This is a genomic window from Mycobacterium sp. 134, assembly GCF_048282715.1.
Taxonomy (GTDB): Bacteria; Actinomycetota; Actinomycetes; order Mycobacteriales; family Mycobacteriaceae; genus Mycobacterium; species Mycobacterium septicum.
On record NZ_JBLVUN010000008.1, the window covers coordinates 5,056,359 to 5,072,734 of the forward strand.

At 67.6% G+C, this 16,376-nt stretch carries 15 protein-coding genes, 1 pseudogene and 1 riboswitch; of the genes and pseudogenes, 8 read left to right on the plus strand and 8 right to left on the minus strand.

Going from position 1 to position 16,376, the window contains the following annotated elements; all coding sequences use genetic code 11:
* Window position 1: 1 nt before the first annotated feature.
* Window positions 2-121, plus strand: a riboswitch (SAM riboswitch).
* A gap of 185 nt (window positions 122-306) precedes the next feature.
* Genes ACNQVK_RS28910 through ACNQVK_RS28920 form a run of 3 tightly spaced genes read left to right on the plus strand, consistent with a single transcriptional unit; the run spans window position 307 to window position 3,517 of the window.
* Window positions 307-1,641, plus strand: a complete 1,335-nt coding sequence (locus ACNQVK_RS28910) for a bifunctional o-acetylhomoserine/o-acetylserine sulfhydrylase (RefSeq protein ID WP_418032263.1) — start codon at window positions 307-309, stop codon at window positions 1,639-1,641.
* A 20-nt stretch (window positions 1,642-1,661) separates the two neighbouring features.
* The gene (metX, locus tag ACNQVK_RS28915) at window positions 1,662-2,792 is read left to right on the plus strand and encodes a homoserine O-acetyltransferase MetX (RefSeq protein WP_418032264.1); all 1,131 of its coding nucleotides are present in this window, start codon (window positions 1,662-1,664) and stop codon (window positions 2,790-2,792) included.
* Window positions 2,789-3,517, plus strand: a complete 729-nt coding sequence (locus ACNQVK_RS28920; protein WP_418032265.1) for a class I SAM-dependent methyltransferase — start codon at window positions 2,789-2,791, stop codon at window positions 3,515-3,517. Before metX ends, ACNQVK_RS28920 begins: the two co-directional genes overlap by 4 nt.
* On the opposite strand, the gene ACNQVK_RS28925 is transcribed toward ACNQVK_RS28920, so the two are convergent.
* A complete protein-coding gene (locus ACNQVK_RS28925) occupies window positions 3,514-4,020 on the minus strand; it encodes a winged helix-turn-helix transcriptional regulator (protein WP_418032266.1) in 507 nt (168 codons plus the stop codon). The genes ACNQVK_RS28920 and ACNQVK_RS28925 overlap by 4 nt on opposite strands.
* An 80-nt stretch (window positions 4,021-4,100) precedes the next feature.
* Here ACNQVK_RS28925 and ACNQVK_RS28930 point away from each other — a divergent pair, with 80 nt between their 5' ends.
* Complete coding sequence (locus tag ACNQVK_RS28930; protein ID WP_418032267.1) at window positions 4,101-4,520, plus strand: nuclear transport factor 2 family protein; 420 nt, start codon at window positions 4,101-4,103, stop codon at window positions 4,518-4,520.
* Here ACNQVK_RS28930 and ACNQVK_RS28935 read toward each other — a convergent pair.
* Window positions 4,510-6,042: an FAD-dependent monooxygenase gene (locus ACNQVK_RS28935; RefSeq protein WP_418032268.1), complete on the minus strand. Its 1,533-nt coding sequence runs from the start codon at window positions 6,040-6,042 to the stop codon at window positions 4,510-4,512. The genes ACNQVK_RS28930 and ACNQVK_RS28935 overlap by 11 nt on opposite strands.
* The gene (locus ACNQVK_RS28940; protein WP_276126610.1) at window positions 6,039-6,662 is read right to left on the minus strand and encodes a TetR/AcrR family transcriptional regulator; all 624 of its coding nucleotides are present in this window, start codon (window positions 6,660-6,662) and stop codon (window positions 6,039-6,041) included. The genes ACNQVK_RS28935 and ACNQVK_RS28940 overlap by 4 nt, the downstream gene beginning before the upstream one ends.
* 218 nt (window positions 6,663-6,880) lie before the next feature.
* On the opposite strand from ACNQVK_RS28940, the pseudogene erm reads away from it, so the two are divergent.
* A pseudogene (erm, locus tag ACNQVK_RS28945) lies at window positions 6,881-7,623 on the plus strand (23S ribosomal RNA methyltransferase Erm); the annotation flags it as partial.
* A 63-nt stretch (window positions 7,624-7,686) separates the two neighbouring features.
* On the opposite strand, the gene ACNQVK_RS28950 reads toward erm, so the two are convergent.
* The 4 genes from ACNQVK_RS28950 to ACNQVK_RS28965 are packed head-to-tail and all read right to left on the minus strand — an operon-like array spanning window position 7,687 to window position 9,709.
* On the minus strand, window positions 7,687-8,031 hold the full coding sequence (locus tag ACNQVK_RS28950) for a hypothetical protein (protein WP_418032269.1): 345 nt from the start codon (window positions 8,029-8,031) through the stop codon (window positions 7,687-7,689).
* Window positions 8,028-8,555, minus strand: a complete 528-nt coding sequence (locus tag ACNQVK_RS28955) for a hypothetical protein (RefSeq protein WP_418032270.1) — start codon at window positions 8,553-8,555, stop codon at window positions 8,028-8,030. The genes ACNQVK_RS28950 and ACNQVK_RS28955 overlap by 4 nt, the downstream gene beginning before the upstream one ends.
* Window positions 8,556-8,567: 12 nt before the next feature.
* Window positions 8,568-8,861 (minus strand): DUF3017 domain-containing protein, encoded by a 294-nt coding sequence (locus tag ACNQVK_RS28960; protein WP_044516441.1) that lies wholly within the window; start codon window positions 8,859-8,861, stop codon window positions 8,568-8,570.
* Window positions 8,858-9,709 (minus strand): bifunctional methylenetetrahydrofolate dehydrogenase/methenyltetrahydrofolate cyclohydrolase, encoded by an 852-nt coding sequence (locus ACNQVK_RS28965; RefSeq protein ID WP_418032271.1) that lies wholly within the window; start codon window positions 9,707-9,709, stop codon window positions 8,858-8,860. Before ACNQVK_RS28965 ends, ACNQVK_RS28960 begins: the two co-directional genes overlap by 4 nt.
* Before the next feature lie 37 nt (window positions 9,710-9,746).
* Between ACNQVK_RS28965 and ACNQVK_RS28970 the strand changes: the two genes are divergently transcribed.
* Both ACNQVK_RS28970 and ACNQVK_RS28975 read left to right on the plus strand, forming a co-directional pair.
* A complete protein-coding gene (locus tag ACNQVK_RS28970) occupies window positions 9,747-10,970 on the plus strand; it encodes an NADH:flavin oxidoreductase (protein ID WP_418032272.1) in 1,224 nt (407 codons plus the stop codon).
* Between the two features lie 7 nt (window positions 10,971-10,977).
* The gene (locus tag ACNQVK_RS28975; protein ID WP_418032273.1) at window positions 10,978-11,883 is read left to right on the plus strand and encodes a diphosphate--fructose-6-phosphate 1-phosphotransferase; all 906 of its coding nucleotides are present in this window, start codon (window positions 10,978-10,980) and stop codon (window positions 11,881-11,883) included.
* On the opposite strand, the gene ACNQVK_RS28980 is transcribed toward ACNQVK_RS28975, so the two are convergent.
* A complete protein-coding gene (locus tag ACNQVK_RS28980) occupies window positions 11,880-13,649 on the minus strand; it encodes a PQQ-binding-like beta-propeller repeat protein (RefSeq protein WP_418032274.1) in 1,770 nt (589 codons plus the stop codon). The two genes, ACNQVK_RS28975 and ACNQVK_RS28980, sit on opposite strands and share 4 nt — an antisense overlap.
* 76 nt (window positions 13,650-13,725) lie before the next feature.
* Here ACNQVK_RS28980 and ACNQVK_RS28985 point away from each other — a divergent pair, with 76 nt between their 5' ends.
* Entirely contained in the window at window positions 13,726-16,374 is a 2,649-nt protein-coding gene (locus ACNQVK_RS28985) for an FHA domain-containing protein (protein WP_418032275.1), read from the plus strand.
* The last annotated feature ends 2 nt before the right edge of the window (window positions 16,375-16,376 follow it).

Genomic DNA, 16,376 nt, shown 5'->3' on the forward strand with positions numbered 1-16,376 from the left:
CGGTCATGAGTGTCAGCATCAAGCCCCGGCTTGCTGGCCGGCAACCCTCCAACCGCGGTGGGGTGCCCCGGGTGATGACCAGGTTGAGCAGTCGTTCGCGGCTGTAAGGCAAGCGCGGGTCCGAAGGTACGGGCCCCCAGACAGACAGGGAAACCTGATGGAGGCCAGCCATGTGTATGTGTCAGTGAACCCTTGGTGTCCGCCCGTCGTGATCGACGACAGGCCCGACGTCCGGTAGCCGACCGCACCAACTACCTTCCCAATCTTGTGGGCCCTCGCCCCACCACTGGAGGAGACACCCCAGCCATGACAAACCCCGAAACCGTCGCGAACTGGTCGTTCGAGACCAAGCAGGTCCACGCGGGTCAGAGCCCTGATGCCGCCACGAAGGCCCGGGCCCTGCCGATCTACCAGACCACGTCCTACACCTTCGACAGCACCGACCATGCCGCCGCCCTGTTCGGGCTGGCCGAGCCGGGCAACATCTACACCCGCATCGGTAACCCCACCACCGATGTCGTCGAGCAGCGCATCGCCGCACTCGAAGGCGGCGTCGCCGCACTGCTGCTGTCCTCGGGACAGGCCGCCGAGACGTTCGCCATCCTCAACCTGGCCGGCGCCGGCGACCACATCGTGTCCAGCCCGAGGCTGTACGGCGGCACGTACAACCTGTTCCACTACACGCTACCCAAGCTGGGCATCGAGGTCAGCTTCGTCGAGGATCCCGACAGCCTGGACAGCTGGCGGGCCGCGGTGCGGCCGAACACCAAGGCCTTCTTCGCCGAGACCATCTCCAACCCCCAGATCGACATCCTCGACATCCCGAACGTGTCCGCCGTGGCACACGAGAACGGTGTCCCGCTGATCGTCGACAACACCATCGCCACCCCGTACCTGATCCAGCCGATCGCGCTGGGCGCCGACATCGTCGTGCACTCGGCCACCAAGTACCTCGGTGGCCACGGTTCGGCGATCGCCGGCGTGATCGTCGACAGCGGCAATTTCGACTGGACATCGAGTGGACGCTTCCCTGGGTTTACGACACCGGACCCCAGCTACCACGGCGTGGTGTTCGCCGAGCTCGGTCCGCCCGCCTACGCGCTCAAGGCCCGGGTGCAGCTGCTGCGCGACCTGGGCAGCGCCATCGCCCCCTTCAACGCCTTTTTGATCGCCCAGGGATTGGAAACGCTGTCACTGCGTGTTGAACGCCATGTGGCCAATGCGCAGAAGGTCGCCGAGTTCCTCGCCGGGCACTCCGGCGTCACCTCGGTGAACTACGCCGGACTCCCCACCTCGCCCTGGTACGAGCTGGGCCAGAGCATCGCCCCGAAGGGCACCGGCGCCGTGCTCGCCTTCGAGCTGGAGGGCGGGATCGAGGCCGGCAAGGCGTTCGTCAACGCCCTGACCCTGCACAGCCACGTCGCCAACATCGGTGACGTGCGTTCCCTGGTGATCCACCCCGCCTCGACCACCCACGCGCAGCTCTCTCCCGAAGAGCAGCTGTCGACCGGCGTCACGCCCGGCCTGGTGCGGTTGGCCGTCGGCATCGAGGGAATCGACGACATCCTGGCCGACCTGGAGCAGGGATTCGCCGCCGCCCGTCCGTTCAGCGGCGTCCCGCAGACTGCGGCGACGGTGTAGGACGGCGAGAGAAGACCGGCATGACGATCACCGAAGAACCAGCCGTGTCCACCCTCCCATTGCCTGCCGAAGGCGAGATCTGCGTGGTGCACATCGGTGCCCTGACGCTGGAGAACGGCACCGTCCTACCTGACGTGTCGATCGCCGTGCAGCGATGGGGCGAACTGTCGCCCGAGCGCGACAACGTGGTGATGGTGTTGCACGCCTTGACCGGCGACTCGCACGTCACCGGACCGGCCGGCGACGGCCATCCGACCGCAGGCTGGTGGGACGGGGTGGCCGGCCCGGGCGCCCCGATCGACACCGATCGGTGGTGCGCGATCTCGACCAACGTGCTCGGTGGGTGCCAGGGCTCCACCGGACCAGGTTCCCTCGGCCCCGACGGAAAGCCCTGGGGCTCAAGGTTTCCCCAGATCACGATCCGCGACCAGGTCGAGGCCGACCGGGCCGCCCTGGCAGCCTTCGGCATCAGCGAGGTGGCTGCGGTGGTCGGCGGGTCGATGGGTGGAGCCCGCGCGCTGGAATGGCTCGTCGGGCACCCCGACGAAGTCCGGGCCGGGCTCGTCCTGGCTGTCGGCGCCCGTGCCACCGCCGATCAGATCGGCACCCAGAGCACCCAGGTGGCCGCGATCAAGGCCGATCCGGACTGGCAGGGCGGCGACTACCACGACACCGGCCGGGCCCCGCTGGCCGGCATGGAGATCGCCCGGCGCTTCGCGCACCTGACCTATCGCGGCGAGGAGGAGCTCGACGAGCGGTTCGGCAACGACGCCCAGGGCGACGAGGATCCGACCACCGGCGGGCGCTACGGAGTGCAGAGCTACCTGGAATACCAGGGCGGCAAACTGGCCCGCCGATTCGACCCGGGCACCTATGTGGCCCTCTCGGACGCGTTGTCCACCCACGATGTGGGCCGCGACCGCGGCGGAGTTGCCAGTGCGCTGCAGGGTTGTCCCGTACCCGTCATCGTCGGCGGGATCACCTCCGACCGGCTCTATCCCATCCGGCTACAGCAGGAACTGGCCGAGTTGCTGCCCGGCTGCAACGGCCTGGACGTCGTCGACTCGGCGTACGGCCACGACGGCTTCCTGGTCGAGACGGAAGTGGTGGGCAAGTTGATCCGCCGCACGCTGGAGCTGGCACAGCGGTGAGCTCGCCCAAGGCGCGTTCCCTGTCCTTCGGCTCAGAAGCCGCAGCATACGAACGCGGCCGGCCGTCGTATCCGCCGGAGACGATCGACTGGCTGCTGCCCGATGGCGCCCAGGATGTGCTCGACCTGGGCGCAGGCACCGGCAAGCTGACCACCCGCCTCGTCGAGCGGGGGCTGGACGTGATCGCCGTCGATCCCATCCCGGAAATGCTTGAGCTGCTGACGAACTCGCTGCCAGACACCCCGGCACTGCTGGGCACGGCCGAGGAGATCCCACTGGCCGACAACAGCGTCGACGCGGTGCTGGTGGCCCAGGCCTGGCACTGGTTCGACCCAGAGCGGGCCGTCAAGGAGGTCAGCCGGGTGCTGCGCCCCGGCGGCCGGCTGGGCCTGGTGTGGAACACGCGCGACGAACGGTCGGGCTGGGTCAAGGATCTGGGCCGGATCATCGGCCCCGAACATGATCCGTTCAACAACGAGGTGACACTGGCCGAGCCTTTCGGAGAGATCGAACGGCACCAGGTGGAGTGGACGAGTTACCTGACGCCCCAGGCCCTCATCGATCTGGTGGCCTCTCGCAGCTACTGCATCACCTCACCGGAGCAGGTGCGTACCCGGACGCTGGAACAGGTCCGCGAACTGCTGGCCACGCACCCGGCGCTGGCCAACTCGTCAGGGCTGGCGTTGCCCTACGTCACGGTGGGCATCCGGGCGACTCTGGCCTAGCCCGTTGGGCGGCCGAGGATGAACTCGCCGATGACGGCGGTGCCGGGGCCCGGTCGGGCCCCGGGGCCCGCGGCGGCCGTCGCCGTCGCCGCGTCGAGTTCGCCTCCGCACTGTGCACACACGGTCTTGGCCGTGGTGACGCGACCGCATTCGCGGTGGACGATCAGCGCCGGCGGTCCGTCCGCGTCAGCCAGCCATTTGTCCCCCCAGGCGAGCAGTGTCGCGATCACGGGGTACAGATCGCGCCCTTTGTCGGTGAGCAGGTACTCGTAGCGCGGCGGCGCACTCTGGTACCGGCGTCGTTGCACCACGCCGTGCCGTTCGAGTTCGTCCAGACGTACGGCCAGGATGTTCGACGCGATACCGAGATCGCGCCGGATGTCCTCGAACCGCGTCATCCCCGCGAACAGGTCACGCAGGACCAGCGGCGTCCACCGCTGCCCCACCACCTCGACAGCCCGCGCGATCGAGCACGAGATGTCGCTGAAGGACTGTTTGGGCACCCCTCAACCGTAGTCCATTGCAATTCGCAATGAACTGCGGTTGAGTAGGTTGCAAATCGCAATCCAGGTGAGGACAGGGCATGCCAACGACTACCGATTCGGTCGCCGCGTTCTGCGACGCCACCCGCACCAACGACCTCGACGCGCTCGTCGCGACCCTCGCGCCCGACGCAGAGCTGGTCTCACCGCTCTCCGGCCGAATGGTGTTCCGGGGACACGACGATCTCCGGCAGCTCCTCGGCGCCGTGTACGGCGACCTGCGAGACCTCACCTGGGACGAAGTGATCGGCGACGGTCCGACCCGCGTCGGGATCAGCACGGGCCGGGTCGGCGGCGTCACCATCACCGATGCGCTGGTATTCGAACTCGATGGAAGCGGGCGGATCCGACGCCTGCGTCCGCACCTGCGTCCGTGGCTTGCGACCACGGTGTTCGCCATGCGGCTCGGACCGAAACTCGTCCGCCATCCCGGCGTCCTGCGCCGCGCCCTCAGGCGCTGAGCGCGGGCACCTCGGCTTCCGGGCCGAACCAGCGCTCCAGAGCCGCGCGCAGACCGTCGTGGTCGAATTCGTCTGCGGCCCAGGCGACGTAGCCGTCCGGCCGGATCAGCAGCGCCGCGGCAGGTCCGTCGGCGACGGTCGCCTCGACGACGTCGAGCCGGTCCCGCCAGCCGTCGACGACGTCTCGGTATCCGCCCGAGAGATCGAGCAGTATCGGCCGGCCCGAGTGCAGCAGCTGGGCGATCCGACGGCCGTCGTCAAGGACGAAATCCGGGACGAAGTATCCGGACAGCCTGTGCTCATCACCGACGTCGTAGCGGACATCGGAACCGGACAGCACCGCGGCGATGTGCGCCGAACCGTCCGGTGTCGCCAACAGTTCCCCGAAAAGCGTTCGCAGTGCGGTGACTTGGGGTCCGGCGGCCATCAGGGCGGCTTGGGCCATCGACTGCATCATCACCCGCTGCCCGGCCGGCCAGCGCTCGCTGTGATAGCTGTCCAGCAGGCCGTCGGGTGCCCGGCCCTGCACCGCCGCGGCCAGTTTCCAGCCCAGGTTCATCGCATCCTGCATGCCCAGGTTCAGCCCGGGTCCACCCATGGCCGAATGCACGTGAGCCGCATCGCCCACCAGGAAGACGTTGCCGGAGCGGTACTGCGCGGCCTGACGGGTGTTCTGACCGTTGATCCGGCGCAGGGCGTGCGGACCGGGTCCGGCAGGCGGTTCGATCGGCAGGTCGGCACCGACCACGCGCTTCACACTCTCGCGCAGTTCGTCGATGGTCAGCTCAGGCGCATCGTCGGGAAGAACCGAGCCGTACTCGATGGTTCCCAACATCGACCGACCTTGCTGGAACTCTGCATAGATGAGTACACCACCGTCGAACCGGTTGTGCCCGAACGGGATTATTCCAAAGCCCGGCACGTTCAGCGCACCGTAGCCGGTACGCAACTCATCCGGCAGGCTGATGTGGGCCACCCGGGAGACGACATCGGTGGTCAACCCGGGAAACTCGATGCCGGCCTTCTTCCGGACCGGGCTGCGACCGCCATCGGCACCGACGAGGTAGGTGGCCGGCAGCCGGTAGTCGCCCGAAGGCGAGGCGACGTCGACGATGACGCCCCCGTTCGCCTGCTCGAGCGCGACGAGTTCATGCCCCCAACGGATCTCAACCCCGAGGCCCTGCACCCAGTCCACCAACTGACGAACCACCCGGGGCTGCTGGATCAGCATGCCGTACATCGGATTGTCCACGACATCGGTGAACGGCACCTGCATGCCCGCGAAGATGTAGCCTGCCATCGGCTCGGGCGGCGTGCCGGTACCGCTGAGTTCCTGATACAGGCCGCGCAGATCGAGCACTCGGTTGGCCTGCCCGACAATGCCGTTGGCCTTGAGTTCCTCGCTGGGTTCAGGCAATTGCTCCAACACCACGGGTCGCACCCCGGCCAGGGCCAGCTCCCCGGCCACCAACAGGCCGTTGGGGCCGGCACCTGAGATGACGACGTCGATCTGATCTGTCATTTGTTCCCTCCCGGTTCGGGCAGGCCGGCAGCCACCGCTGCGAACCCCTTACGAAGCAATCGCGCGAAAGCGACTGGCGGATCGGCATTCCCGTACTCGTCCATCGCCACATCACCGACCGCGCGCACCACGGCGACCACCAGTCGCGGATACATGTCGCGTTCCGGATCCGTGCCGGTGCGCTCAGCGATCGCCGCCACCCACTCATCGTTCAAACCCCGGAAAGTGGCATCACGGATTTCCGGGATCATCAGCAGTTTGCGGACCTCAGCCAGCTGCCGGCGGGTCGGTATCGCGTTCTCTTCACCGTAGACGTCGGACATGTCGTCGCCTAACGGTTTAATCACCGATTCGGTGATGGCGGTCCACAACGGTTCGTCGGCCGGCCGCGAACGCAGCAGGTCGATGCTGCGGCGCATACGTTCCTGTTGCCGATACCCCAGCGCGTCGTATTTACCGGCGAAGTAGTTGGTGAACGTGCGCAGCGAGACACCGGCGAGGTTGGCGATGTCCTCACGGGTGACGTTCTCCAGGCCGCGCTCGAATGCCAGGCTCAGCGCGGCATCGCTCAGCGCCCTGCGGGTATCGAGCTTCTTGCGTTCTCGCAGTCCGGGTGCCATGCCTTCACCGTAGACCAAATATTGCCCGCTGGGCAATATTGCCTCCTGGGCATTTCCTGTGAGCATTCCGAAAATCAGTTGAAGCCGGAGCTCCACCCTGCCTACCGTGGCAGCCATGTCGGTGACCTACATCCGCTTGCGCATCACATAGCCGGCGGATCTTCACTTCCTCGGAACATCCGCCGCAGCAGCTTTGTCCCTGCGACTGCGGAGCGTCCGTGTCTTCACCTCATCACGGCCGGCATGAGTACGGCCAGAATTTCCTGTGCGACCGTCGAGTGGTCGCCGATATCGTCAAAATCGTCTCGCACACAACAGGTCCCATTGTCGAGATCGGCGCCGGTGACGGCGCGCTGACCCTGCCGCTGCAACGGCTGGACCGGCCGCTGACCGCCATCGAGGTCGACCGCCGGAGGGCCAGACGACTTTCGGACCGAACCTCGGCCGAGGTGGTCACTACCGACTTCCTGCGGTACCGGCTGCCCCAGACTCCGCACGTGGTGGTGGGCAACCTGCCGTTCCACCTGACCACCGCGATCCTGCGGCGGCTGTTACACGGCCCGGGATGGACCGACGCCGTACTGCTGATGCAGTGGGAGGTGGCCCGACGGCGGGCCCCGTCGGCGGCGCCACCATGATGACGGCGCAGTGGTGGCCGTGGTTCGAATTCGGTTTGGCACGAAAGGTTTCCGCGGACGCGTTTCGTCCACGTCCCGGTGTGGACGCCGGGCTGCTGACCATCACTCGCCGCGGCGAACCGCTGATCCCGTCGGCCGAGCGTCGCCGGTATCAGGCGCTGGCGCACGAGGTGTTCACCGGACGGGGCTGCGGCCTGGCGCAGATCCTGCGACCTCACGTGGATCGGCGGTGGTTGCAGGCCAATGGAATTCATCCGTCAGCACTGCCACGGGACTTGACCGCACAACAATGGGCGGCGCTGTTCGAAGCCGCAGGCCAGTCCGCGGCCGACATTGACAGAACCCCGCGCGGATCCGATATCCGTCGTCAGGCTCAACGCATTCAGTCAGTTGATCGGATGGAGCAGACTGACCAGGGCCAGCGCGGAGAACACCGCCGCGAGTCCGCTCGAAGTCATCAGCAAAGCGAACGCCGACCACGCCCAGATCGGTCGTAGGGGTTGGGATTTCAGCGCCCACACAACAGTCCAGAACGCGACCGGGATACCCATCACGACGACGATGAATACGCCCGCCCACAACGGCGCGGCGTTGGTCGGATCCTCGGTGACGATGGACCGGTATACCAGGACCGCGCCGGCGATCGCGAGCTCGGTGGCGATCAGCACCGTCACCCACACAGCTGCCCTGTTCAGCCGAGGGGTCCGTCGCACCGACGTGGCCGAGGTCATTGTTCGACCGTCAATGCTGCCGGGTCCCAGTACCCGCCCATCCCGGGAGTCGACAGAACCCCGATTGTCACCGGCACCGGCGCGGACGCCGGGCATTGCTCGTGCACCAGCATGTCGTACCGGTAAACATGTCGGACAGCCTCCGTACCGATGCGAACGTCGTTGTGCACGCCGCCGTCGCGGACCGAGTCCAGCGTGTAACGACAGCCGGTGAGCGGCATTGCCGCGAGGATGTTGCGGCGTACCCGGGCATGGCCGTCAGCGTCACCGCGTGCACCGGGGAGGGAGACCCGTGCCGGATCGTGCGAGTTGAGTTCGTCGATCAGTGCTTGGGCTTGTTCCTTCTGCCGTTGCGGCGGATTGGCGCGCAAACCCATGTCACGTCGGTATTGGAGTTCGTCGACGACGAGTTTGTCGACCCCGACAGCGATCAGCCCAAATATGACGGTGCCGAGCACGATCATGCTGATCGCGTGCCGCCGGCTGCGCGTTGAGGTGTCGCGACTCTTCTCCCCCGTCAGCACGGCCGCGGTCGGTTAGCTGGTGCCGAGCGGGTCGATGGTCCAGGCGATGTAGAGCACCGCGGCGCTCACCGTCGCCGTGGTGGCAAAGTCGATGGTCCGCGAGCGCACCACGAGCAGACCTGCCCGGTCGTCGGTCAGCGCCAGCCGCAGCGCTGCCGCCACCCCCACCCCGATCCCGATGAACAGTGCGCCGCGGCGCCAGTAGCCCGCCACGACCAAGACGAACGCCGCGATGAAGATCAGCCCGACCACCAGGATCGGCCATTGTCCGGCGAACACCTTGCGGACGAACTCGTTTACTGTCACGCCAGTTTCGACTCTTCGAGCTCGACGACATTGGTCAGCAGGAACGCGCGCGTCAGCGGTCCCACTCCACCCGGGTTGGGCGACACATGCCCGGCCACGTCCCAGACGTCGGGTGCGACGTCGCCGGTCAGCTTGCCGTCCACCCGGCTCACGCCGACGTCGACGACGGCCGCACCCGGCTTGACCATGTCCGCGGTGACCATGTGCGGAACACCGACAGCGGCGATGATGATGTCGGCCTGACGGGTCAGCGCGGGCAGATCCCGGGTGCCGGTATGGCAGAGCGTGACGGTGGCGTTCTCCGAACGCCGGGTGAGCAGCAGGCCCATCGGCCGGCCGACGGTGACCCCACGTCCGATCACCACGACATGCGCCCCGGCGATCGGCACGTCGAACCGGCGCAGCAGATGCACGATGCCGCGCGGAGTACAGGGCAGCGACGCTTCCTTGCCGAGCACCAGCCGCCCGAGGTTCGTCGGATGCAGACCGTCGGCGTCCTTGGCCGGATCGATGCGCTCCAGCGCGGCGTTCTCGTCCAGATGCTTGGGCAGCGGCAGCTGCACGATGTAGCCCGTGCACTCCGGGTTGGCGTTGAGCTCGTCGATCGTCTCGTCGAGCTGGGCCTGAGTGATGTCGGCGGGCAGGTCGCGGCGGATCGAGTTGATCCCCACCTTTGCGCAGTCGGCGTGCTTGCCGCGGACATAGGCCTGCGAACCGGGGTCGTCACCTACCAGCACAGTCCCGAGACCGGGTGTCCGGCCGGCTTCGGTCAACTTCGCTACACGCTGCTTGAGGTCGACGAAGATCTCGTCGCGCGTCGCCTTACCGTCCAACACAATGGAACCCACGGTCCCCATTGTGTCAGTCGCGTGGCAGGCTCAGCATATGAACACCCAGCCCAATGTGTTCACTGATGTTTTCAGTGAGGCCAAGCTCGGCCCCGTGACGCTGCGCAACCGCATCATCAAGGCCGCCACCTTCGAAGCGTCCACGCCTGATGCGCTGGTCACGGAGGATTTGATCAACTACCACCGGCTGCCCGCGGCCGGCGGTGTCGGCATGACCACCGTCGCCTACTGCGCAGTGGCCCCCGGCGGCCGCACCGACGGCTGGCAGATCTGGATGCGGCCCGAGGCCGTTCCCGGACTGACCAAACTGACCGAGACCATCCATGCCGAGGGCGCCGCCATCAGTGCCCAGATCGGCCATGCCGGGCCGGTCGCCAACTCACGCACGAACAAGGCCCCCGCGCTGGCGCCGGTCCGGTTCTTCAACCCGCTGTCGATGCGGTTTGCCAAGAAGGCCTCGATCGACGACATCCGCGACGTCACCGAAGCGCACGCCAACGCCGCACGGCTGGCCATCGACTCCGGCTTCGACGCGGTCGAGGTACACCTCGGTCACAACTACCTGGCCAGCTCCTTCTTGTCCCCGCTCATCAACCGGCGCACCGACGAGTTCGGCGGATCGCTGGAGAACCGGGCCAAGGTCGCCCGTGGAGTCGTGCGCGCGGTGCGCGACGCCGTCGACAAGCACGGCGACCGGAAGATCGCCGTCATCGCCAAACTCAACATGAGCGACGGTGTCCGCGGTGGCATCCCGATCGACGAGTCCCTGCAGACGGCGAAGTGGCTTGAGGAGGACGGCGGCCTGGACGCCATCGAGCTCACCGCGGGCAGCTCGCTGGTCAACCCGATGTACCTGTTCCGCGGCGGCGCACCGGTCAAGGAGTTCGCCGCGAACTTCAAACCCCCGATCAGCTGGGGCATCCGGATGAGCGGCAACAAGTTCTTCCGCGAGTACCCGTACCACGAGGCGTATCTGATGCGCGACGCCGAGAAGTTCCGCGCCGAGCTGAGCATGCCGATCATCCTGCTGGGCGGCATCACCAACCGCGAGACGATGGACCGGGCGATGGCGGCGGGCTTCGAGTTCATCGCGATGGGGCGCGCGCTGCTCGCCGAGCCGGACCTGCTCAACCGGATCCAGGCCGAGGAAGCCACGGGCTCGGTCAAGTCGCTGTGTACGCACTGCAACATGTGCATGCCGACGATCTACAGCCACACCCACTGCGTGGTGACAGGAGCCCCGGACTCACTCGTGAGCTAATAGCTGCATGGCCGGCAACCCCAGCGACACCATGGTCACCTACCGGTACGTGCGGGTAGGCCTGGTCGCGCTGGTGGTGTTCCTGTTGACCTCACTGGCGTTGACGTGGGCGCACAGTTGCCCGCAGGGATCGATCAGCGCGTTCTTCTACACCCGCACCCACGCGGTGTTCCTGGCCTCGCTGTGCGCGATCGGCATCTGCCTGATCGCGTACAAGGGCAGCCGGGTGGGTGAGGACGCGCTGTTGAACTACTCCGGCTTCATGGCGTTCATCGTCGCACTGGTGCCCACCGGCCCCGATGACCTGTGCCGGCCATGGCTTCCCAGCGTGACCGACCCGTTCGGCGGCGTCGCCAACAACGTGGCCGCATTGTTCGTCGCCGTGGCCGTCGGCACCGGGATGTACCTGGCGCTCGGGCGCTGGCGGCGTCCGCAAGAGCCACCTGTCGCGTCGGTCCCGTCCTGCGACGAGGCCGCCACCCTGTGGAAGACCATCGCCAGCGCGCTGCTTCGGGTCGAAAAATGGCTTCCGGCAGCGCTGTTGGTCATCGCCATCGCCGGAGCCCCGCTGATGTTGTGGGACTGGTTCGCCCAGCACGCTCATGTGATCGCCGCGGTCGCGATGTTCCTGGCCATCACGCTGGTGGCGGTCTACCACGCGTGCTACGCCCGGGCGGCGGTGCGCCAGCACCTGGCCCGGTTCTACGCGACCATCGCCGCGCTCATGCTGATCACCGTCGTGGCCGGCATCGTGCTGCTGATTCTCGGATGGCACTTCGGCGTGATCACCGTCGAACTCATCCTCATCGTGCTGTTCGCGGTGTTCTGGGCCGTGCAGACCTGGGACGTCTGGGATGCCCAGGACCGCTACCCGGCCGAAGCCGTTCCCACGCTGGCCAATTCCCCCGCCTAGACGGTGTACCCGTCGATCTGCAGTGTCTGCCCGTCGCGCCGCAGTACCAGCACCGCACCCGGGGCCGGTATCAGACCCTCTACCGATTCGGCAGGCACCGTGGCGGTCTGAGCGCAGGTCTTCGCGTCGAAACTGCGCAGCGATCCCGCGGCACCCCGGGCGCCGCGGTCGGCAAGCAGCAGGGTGTCGGGGAACGTGACAAAGGCGGGTTGATCGACTCGCAGGCTCTGCACGTTCACCCGAACCGGCTCGACGCCGTCGGGAACCTGGCAGCGCTGATGCCCGTCTGGCCCGAACAGGGTCAGCCGGGTGGTCCGATCCGTCAGGTACCACACCACGAAATCCTCACTGGGACCGTATGATTCAGCGGGGCGCCCGTCGGCCGGCAGCGGGGTCACAGTGCGGTGAACGATGTCGGCATACAGTGCACTGTCCGGTGCACCGGAACCAACCAGTGAAACGAACACTCCGACACCATTGGCCGGCCTGGAACCGAGTTTGATGTAGCGCTGTTCGATCGGCACCGCCGGGTCGATCTTTCGCTCCGTCAGCACTGTGTCCCAGCCGATTTGCCCGGTTTCGGGATCGAGCACACTCAACCAGACCTTGCCGTCCTGACATTGGACTGTCGACACCACTCCCGTTGTGGTCACGACGGGTTCGACAATGCCGCAACCGGGATGCGGGGCGGGCACGCTCCACATTGCGCGGCCCGTCCGGCCGTCATACCGGGTCCAGATGCGGTCGTCGTTCCATCCGACGATGAACGGCCCGGACGCCAAACGAAAACGCCCACGGGCCGCTTCCTGAAGGGCCGCGTCCGCACCCACCCACAACTGCTGGCCGGTGATGGCATCCAGGCCGACCAGCCCGCCATCGATGAACGCCAAGACCGTGGCGCCATTGTCGAGCACCCGCATCCCGGTGACGCCCACATCGCCGGGCCCGGTACGCGCGTAGTGCCAGCGCTCCTTGCCGTCGAGGCCGTAGGCCGTGATGCGGCCGTCCCGGTACACCGCGAAACCGGCCCCAGCAGAACCGATGTCGTACGTCGGGACGCCTTTGTCGACGAACGCATCGGGCACCGGCACCGTGAACGTTCGCTTCCCCAACGCGTTGGGCACTGCGGGCGCATCAGTAGCTGCCGCCGTCGCCGCATCGACGAAGCGCCCGTCATCACCGGCGCGCAACGCACCCACGGTCACCACCGCGGCAACCACGACGGCAATCGCCGCACCGACGGCCAGCAACTTCACCGCGCCGCGGTCCAACCGAGGGAACGCCCGCGCCGCGAGGAACGTCGCCGCCGCCCCGGCAAGGCACAACCACCACGCCGCCATCCCGGCGGGCAGCGCGGCGGTGACCGGCGAATTGGTCATCGCCGTCCGGTAGAAGGCCGGGATGCCCTGGGAGACGTAAGCGATGACCAGCACCGCCGCCACGCCCGCCGCTCCGGCCGGGGTGGCCGCCAGATCACGGCCGGTCTGCCCGCGCCAGACGCTGTAGGCCATGGCTGCGATCGCCACCACCGCGACCGCCACGACCACCAGTGCCATGCGGTTGGGCAGGGCCTCACCCCAGCGGTGCAGGCCGACCACGTACCAGGAACCCTCCCCCGCGCTGCGCGGCGCGACCAGCCGCGCCCATGCACCCAGCGCCGCGGCCCACACCAACAACACCACCGCCGCACCGGCCAGCACCGTGCCGAGCAGACGCAGCACGCCGAGAACCCGCTCGGCCGCCTTCTGCGACCCTTCAGAACCCATGTGAGCCATAGTCACACGCCGCGACACCCCCGCAACGGCCCAGCCCCGGTGAGAAGTACAGATAGAGTTGAGCGCGATGAGCCCTGCGCTGACCGTTCGTTACGACGGATCGACCCGTACCTTTGCCCCGGGCAACGATGTCGTCATCGGCCGTGACCTCCGCGCCGACGTCCGCATCGCCCACCCGCTGATCTCGCGTGCCCACCTGGTGCTGCGCTTCGACCAAGGTCGATGGATCGCGATCGACAACGGCAGCCTCAACGGCATGTACGCCAACGGCCGCCGGGTGCCCTCGATCGACATCCACGACGGCCAGGTCGTCAACATCGGCAACCCGGACGGACCACAGGTGACCTTCGAGGTCGGACGTCACCAGGGCTCCGTCGGCCGGACACCGACCGCCGCGGTACCCATCGGGAACCGGCCCAGCGGTGCGTGGCCCACTCAGGCGTCGCCCCCCGGGCGTCAGCAGTACGGTCAGCCGCCGGCCGCCCAGCGCCCCGGTTACTCATCCGGCCCGCAGCCGCGCTATCCGACCCCGCCGACCGGGTATCCGAGCGGCCCTCAGGGTGGCTACCCGAGCGGACCGCAGTCGGGATACCCCAGCGGCCCCCAGGCGTACCAGTCGCAACCGGTTCGCACCCCGGCCCCGGTGAACCCGTCCCAGGCAGCGACTTCGATGGCGCCGGCCGCCACCTCGGACCGCGGTAGCAGCGAGGCCGGCGGCAACATCGCGACCAGCATGATGAAGATCCTGCGGCCCGGTCGCACGGCCCCGGCGCCGGCGGGAGCGGTGAAGATCGGCCGCGCCACCGACAACGACATCGTCATCCCCGACGTGCTGGCCTCACGCCACCACGCCACGTTGATCCCGTTGACCGGCGGCACCGAGATCCGCGACGAGCGCAGCATCAACGGCACCTTCGTCAACGGCGCGCGGGTGGACAGCGCGATCCTGCACGACGGTGACGTGGTCACCATCGGCAATGTCGACCTGGTGTTCAGCGGCGGCACCTTGGTCCGGCGCAGCGAGACCGAGGCCGACACCCGCACCGGCGGCCTCGAGGTGCGGGGCCTGACCTGGACGATCGAGGGCAACAAGACGCTGCTCGACAACATCTCCGTCGACGCCCGGCCCGGGACGCTCACCGCGGTGATCGGCCCGTCAGGTGCCGGCAAGTCGACGTTCGCCAAGCAGGTCGCCGGCTACACACATCCGACGACCGGCACCATCACCTTCGAGGGTCACGACGTCCACGCCGAGTACGCCTCGCTGCGTTCCCGGATCGGCATGGTCCCGCAGGACGACGTGGTGCACGGTCAGCTCACCGTCCGGCAGGCGCTGATGTACGCCGCCGAACTGCGGCTGCCGCCCGACACCACCAAGGAAGACCGCGAACAGGTCGTCATGCAGGTGCTCGAGGAACTCGAGATGACCAAGCACCTCGACACCCGCGTCGACAAGCTGTCCGGCGGACAGCGCAAGCGAGCCTCGGTCGCCCTCGAACTGCTGACCGGGCCGTCACTGCTGATCCTCGACGAGCCCACCTCGGGCCTGGACCCGGCGCTCGACCGTCAGGTGATGACGATGCTGCGCCAGCTGGCCGACGCCGGCCGCGTGGTGCTGGTCGTCACCCACTCGCTGACGTACCTGGACGTGTGCGATCAGGTGCTGCTGCTGGCCCCCGGCGGCAAGACCGCTTTCTGCGGCCCGCCCGACCAGATCGGCCCCGAGCTGGGCACCACCAACTGGGCCGACATCTTCAGCACCGTCGCGGGCGATCCGATCGAGGCCAACCGGCGCTACCTGGCCCGTACCGGCCCGGCACCGGCAGCCGAACCGTCGTCGGCACAGCCCGGCGACCTGGGCGCCCCCGCCAAGACCAGCCTGTTCCGGCAGCTCTCCACGATCGCCCGCCGGCAAGTCCGGCTGATCGTGTCCGACCGCGGCTACACCGCGTTCCTGCTGATGCTGCCGTTCATCATGGGAGTGCTGTCGCTGTCGGTGCCCGGTGACGTCGGGTTCGGTCTGCCCGTGCCGGCCGTCCAGGGCGGCGAGGCACCCAACGAACCGGGCCAGATCCTGGTGATGCTCAACGTGGGTGCGATCTTCATGGGTACCGCGCTGACCATCCGGGCGCTGATCGGCGAGCAGGCAATTTTCCGTCGCGAGCAGGCGGTCGGCCTGTCGACGACGGCCTATCTGCTGGCGAAGATCGCGGTGTTCGCGGTGTTCGCGGTGGTCCAGTCGGCCATCGTCACGGTGATCACGATCGTCGGAAAGGGCTGGGGCCCGGGCGCTGTCGACAGCGGTGCCTTCATCGGCGGCCGCAACCTGGAGTTGTTCATCGACATCTCCATGACGTGTGTGGCCTCGGCGATGGTGGGCCTGGCCCTGTCGGCACTGGCCCGCTCGGCCGAGCAGATCATGCCGCTGCTGGTGGTGACCGTGATGAGCCAGCTGGTGTTCTCCGGCGGCATGATCCCGGTGACCGGCCGCGTGGTGCTCGATCAGCTGTCCTGGATCACCCCGGCACGCTGGGGCTTCGCGGCCTCCGCATCGACCGTCGACCTGACCCGCCTGGTGCCGCCGCCGCTGCTGCCCGCCGATTCGCATTGGAAGCACACCCCGACGGTGTGGCTGATCAATATCGGCATCCTGTTGCTGCTCTGCATCATCTACACCGGATTCGTTCGCTGGCGGATCCGCCTCAAGGCCGGCTGAGT

Coding starts and splice junctions, on each gene's coding strand:
- ACNQVK_RS28910 (WP_418032263.1), top strand. CDS start 307: ATGACAAACCCCGAAACCGTCGCGAACTGGTCGTTCGAGACCAAGCAG.
- metX (WP_418032264.1), top strand. CDS start 1,662: ATGACGATCACCGAAGAACCAGCCGTGTCCACCCTCCCATTGCCTGCC.
- ACNQVK_RS28930 (WP_418032267.1), top strand. CDS start 4,101: ATGCCAACGACTACCGATTCGGTCGCCGCGTTCTGCGACGCCACCCGC.
- ACNQVK_RS28935 (WP_418032268.1), bottom strand. CDS start 6,042: ATGACAGATCAGATCGACGTCGTCATCTCAGGTGCCGGCCCCAACGGC.
- ACNQVK_RS28940 (WP_276126610.1), bottom strand. CDS start 6,662: ATGGCACCCGGACTGCGAGAACGCAAGAAGCTCGATACCCGCAGGGCG.
- ACNQVK_RS28950 (WP_418032269.1), bottom strand. CDS start 8,031: ATGACCTCGGCCACGTCGGTGCGACGGACCCCTCGGCTGAACAGGGCA.
- ACNQVK_RS28970 (WP_418032272.1), top strand. CDS start 9,747: ATGAACACCCAGCCCAATGTGTTCACTGATGTTTTCAGTGAGGCCAAG.
- ACNQVK_RS28975 (WP_418032273.1), top strand. CDS start 10,978: ATGGCCGGCAACCCCAGCGACACCATGGTCACCTACCGGTACGTGCGG.
- ACNQVK_RS28980 (WP_418032274.1), bottom strand. CDS start 13,649: ATGGGTTCTGAAGGGTCGCAGAAGGCGGCCGAGCGGGTTCTCGGCGTG.
- ACNQVK_RS28985 (WP_418032275.1), top strand. CDS start 13,726: ATGAGCCCTGCGCTGACCGTTCGTTACGACGGATCGACCCGTACCTTT.